General features: G+C 66.1%; 1 protein-coding gene. It reads left to right on the top strand.

From position 1 onward, the window contains the following. On the top strand, window positions 1-2663 hold a 2663-nt coding region (locus AC1DU6_RS25595), incomplete at its 5' end, for a DUF3418 domain-containing protein (protein WP_477860537.1). Window positions 2664-2948: the final 285 nt, after the last annotated feature.

Below are 2948 nucleotides of genomic sequence, written 5' to 3'. Positions count from 1 at the left end.
ACCTGGGCGAGGTCGAGCGCTTCCCCTTCCTGGAGCCGCCGCGGCCCAAGGCGATTGCCGACGGCTACCAACTGCTGGCAGAACTCGGCGCCACCGACGACGCCAACGAGCTGACGCCTCTGGGCAAGGAGCTCTCGCGCCTGCCGCTGGACCCGCGCGTGGGCCGCATGATCCTGGAGGCCAAGAACCGCGAGGCGCTGTCCGAGGTGCTGGTCATCGCGTCGGCGCTCAGCGGCCAGGACGTGCGCGACCGGCCGATGGAAGCCGCCCAGGCCGCGGACGAAAAGCACAAGAAGTTCGACGACGAAAAGAGCGAGTTCAGTGGCTATCTGAAGTTGTGGAAGTGGCTGGAGGAATCGAAGGGTGGCGGCACCGAGCACAAGCTCAGCAACCGCCGCCATGAGCAGCTGCTGCGCGAGAACTTCATCTCGCCGCGCCGCGTGCGCGAGTGGCGCGACGTCTACTCGCAGCTCCACACCGTCATTGCCGAGCACGGCTGGCGGCTGAACCAGAGCCCCGCCACCTACGAGCAGCTGCACCTGTCCATGCTGGCCGGGCTGCTCGGCAACATCGGCCAGAAAAGCGACGACGAGGACTGGTATCTCGGCGCGCGCGGCATCAAGTTCTACCGCCACCCTGGCGCCCACCTGAGCAAGAAGCCGGGCCGCTGGATCGTGGCCGCCGAGCTGGTCGACACCTCGCGCCTGTACGGCCGCGGCATCGCCAACATCGAGCCACAGTGGCTGCCGCCCATCGCCGGCCATCTGATCAAGACCCAGCTGCTGGAGCCGCACTGGGAGAAGAAGGCTGCCGAGGTCGTGGCGCTCGAGCGCGCGACGCTCTACGGCATCGTGCTGTACAGCAACAAGCGCGTGAACTTCGGCCGCGTGGACCCGAAGGCGGCGCGCGAGATCTTCATCCGCGAGGGCCTGGTCAATGACGACCTGCCGGATGACCTCGTGCGGCAGCTGCCCTTCCTGGCCCACAACCGACGCCAGATTGCCAAGGTCGAGGCGCTGGAGCACAAGTCGCGCCGCCAGGACGTGCTGGTCGACGACGAGCTGATCTACGCCTTCTACGACGACAAGCTGCCGGCGAACGTGTTCTCCGGCGCGACGCTACTGAAGTGGTGGCGCGAGGCCAGCAAGAGCGACGACAAGCTGCTGCAGCTCAGCCAGGACGAGCTGATGCGCCACGAGGCGGCGGGTGTCACGAGCGAGGCCTTCCCCAAGGTCATCCGCCTGGGCGGCGTGGACTGCGCGGCGACCTATCTGCACCAGCCCGGCGACGCCCGCGATGGCCTGACGGTGACCGTGCCCATCTTTGCGCTCAACCAGGTCAGCGAGGAACGCGCCGAATGGCTGGTGCCGGGCATGCTGGCGCAAAAGGTGACGGCGCTGCTGAAGAGCCTGCACCAGAAACCGCGCGCGCGGCTGACGCCGCTGCCGGATTTCGTCGCCGAGTTCATCGAGCTGCAGCCGTTCTGCCAGGGTGGACTGGTGGACACGCTGCTCAGGGCCGTGAAGGACCGCAGCCAGATCGCCGTGCAGCGCAACGACTTCAAGCTGGAGCAATTGGCACCCCACCTGTTCATGAACTTCCGCGTCGTCGACGAGCATGGCCGCCAGCTCGGTCAGGGCCGCCAACTGGCGGCGCTAAAGGCGGAGCTGGGCGGGCAGGCGAGGTCGGCCTTCCAGGCGCTGGCGGCATTGAAGCTACCCGCCGCGGAACCTGCTCCGAAGCCGCAACCCGAACGCGGCATCCGCGCCGAGATCGTCAAGCCCGCGGCACCCGTGCGCGATGCCGCTCAGGCCTATACGGACTGGACTTTCGGCGAGCTGCCCGAGCTGCTTGAAGTCCAGAAACCGGGTTCTGGCGTCCAGACGCTGATCGGCTTCCCGGCGCTGATCGACAAGGGTGCGCACGTCGAGATCGAGGTCTTCGACGAGCCCGAGGTGGCCGCCGCCAAGCACCGCGCCGGCCTGCGCCGGCTGATCGCACTGCAGCTCAAGGAACCTTTGAAGTTCCTGGAAAAGAACATTCCCGACCTGCAACGCATGTCCGTGCTCTACATGGGCCTGGGTACGGCCGAGGACCTGCGTGACCAGATCATCGGCGTGGCCCTGGACCGCGCCTTCCTGGCCGACCCTCTGCCGACCGATCCGATCAGCTTCAAGAAGCGCATTGAAGAAGGCCGCAGCCGCCTGAATCTCATTGCGCAGGAAGTGGCCCGCGCTGCGCATGCCGTGCTGCAGGAGCTGGCCAATGCGAGTCGCAAACTGAAAGACTCTCGGCCAGCCAAGGATGTCGGCGATGACATCACTGCGCAGTTGCAGCGCCTGGTGCCCAAGCGCTTTGCGCTGGACACGCCCTGGGCCCAGCTGCAGCACCTGCCGCGCTACCTGAAGGCCATCACCGCGCGCTTGGACAAGCTGCGCGCCGACCCGGACCGCGACGCCAAACTGATGAGCGAGGTCAAGCCGCTGGAGCAGCGCTACACGCGCCGCATGGCAGAGCTGAAGGGTGTTCGCGACGCGAGGCTCGACGACTTCCGCTGGCAACTGGAGGAACTGCGGGTCAGCCTGTTCGCGCAGGAACTGCGCACGCCGCAGCCCGTCAGCGTGAAGAGGCTGGACAAGGTTTGGTCTCAGCTGACAGGCTGAGATCGAACCTTGCGGCGCAGACTCACTTGCCGCAGGCAAGTTATGTCGCAGCCACAAAGTCTGGAGTCAGCTCACAGCCTGAAGCCGGATTGCGGCGACGGCCTACGCATCAGGCGCAATGCCGGTGTAAAACGGACACGATCCGGGCCAAGATGTGAGCTGATGCACGCAAGACCTGGACTGCCAGGGAATTCCGTCGCATTTCGACGCTTGCCTGCAAGCTGGACCCTCCTGGCCTGGAGTCCAATGCAGGGAAACCATCTGTTACAGCCCACCCACGTCTGC

The sequence above is a fragment of the Roseateles sp. P5_B10 genome (genome assembly GCF_056400485.1).
This window is presented reverse-complemented; position numbering and strand designations above follow the sequence as displayed.